This window comes from Clostridium sp. (genome assembly GCF_051656525.1).
Classification (GTDB): Bacteria; Bacillota; Clostridia; order Clostridiales; family Clostridiaceae; genus Clostridium.
Map to the genome: position 1 here is coordinate 1 of NZ_JBOGCC010000284.1, position 1,040 is coordinate 1,040.

The window sequence follows — 1,040 nt, forward strand, 5'->3', positions numbered from 1 at the left end:
TTCAACTTTTGTACTGTCTCCACAAAGTAATCTATGACTTCCTAACATATATAAGTCTCCAAGTTTACTGTATGGTTCTTTTTCTAAATCTACTTCTGGTGGTTCATCTTCTTTAAACTCATCAATTTCAACTTCTAAATTTCCAATATTTTAATCTTTTAGTTCTTCTATTTCAAAACCAGTTAAAGATAAATCTTTTTCATTAATTTCAATCTCTTTTAACTCCAGCTTTAACTTTTCTAAGTTAAATCCAGTATTCATAGTTAATTTGTTGTGAGCTATTATATATTGTTTTTTCTGTATCTCACTTAAGTGATCTAATCTTATTACCTCTACTTCTTCGGCTCCTAATTGTTGGAGTGCAATATATCTTCCATGACCTTCTATAATCACATTTTTTTCATCTACTGCTATTGGATCATTAAAACCAAACTCTTTTATACTTCCTTTTATTTGGTCTATCTGTTCTTGAGGATGCTCTTTAGCATTATTTATATATGGTGTTATTTCACTTAGTTTTAATTTTTCTATTTCCATATGACCTCTCAAAGCTCATTTTTATCTATATACTCTAATATCTCAATTATTGCATTTGAAACTTTTTCAATAGATTTCTCTAGATAATCTTTATTCTTAATATTATCTAAAAAGAATGGTTCTATTAGTATTGCTACTGGTTTAGTTTTATTAAGAATTGAACCTCCTCTATCTTCTAGTTTAGTTGGTTTTACTCCTCTATCTGGTAGTCCTAAATGCTTAGTTAAAATATCTTGAGCTGCTGAAGCTAACTTTCTTCCTTTTGATGATGTATGAGCATAGAGAACCTCTGTTCCTTGTGCTTTTGTGTTATAAGCATTAAAGTGACAACTTATTAAAATATCTCCGTTTAAAGAATTAACTTCATTAACTAAATTTCCAAAATCATTTCTAGCTTTAATAATTAAATCAATACCTATTAATCTTTCTCTTTTAAAGACTTCTGCTACTAAATAGCTTGTCATATCAAATTCTGTTATTAATTTTCCATCTATATTTGTGTT

The 1,040-nt window shown here is 27.8% G+C and carries 2 protein-coding genes; both read right to left on the bottom strand.

Annotated features, from left to right (window positions below; all coding sequences use genetic code 11):
• Positions 1 to 150: 150 nt before the first annotated feature.
• Positions 151 to 537 carry a ParB/Srx family N-terminal domain-containing protein gene (locus ACRDDY_RS14620; RefSeq protein ID WP_438565677.1) on the bottom strand — a complete coding sequence of 129 codons (387 nt, stop codon included), beginning with the start codon at positions 535 to 537 and terminating at the stop codon, positions 151 to 153.
• An 8-nt stretch (positions 538 to 545) separates the two neighbouring features.
• A partial coding sequence (locus tag ACRDDY_RS14625) for an N-acetylmuramoyl-L-alanine amidase (RefSeq protein WP_438565678.1) occupies positions 546 to 1,040 on the bottom strand: 495 nt, incomplete at its 5' end.

What these genes read in the sequence shown, in the direction of transcription:
- ACRDDY_RS14620 (WP_438565677.1), bottom strand. Translation starts at nt 537, where the DNA reads ATGGAAATAGAAAAATTAAAACTAAGTGAAATAACACCATATATAAAT.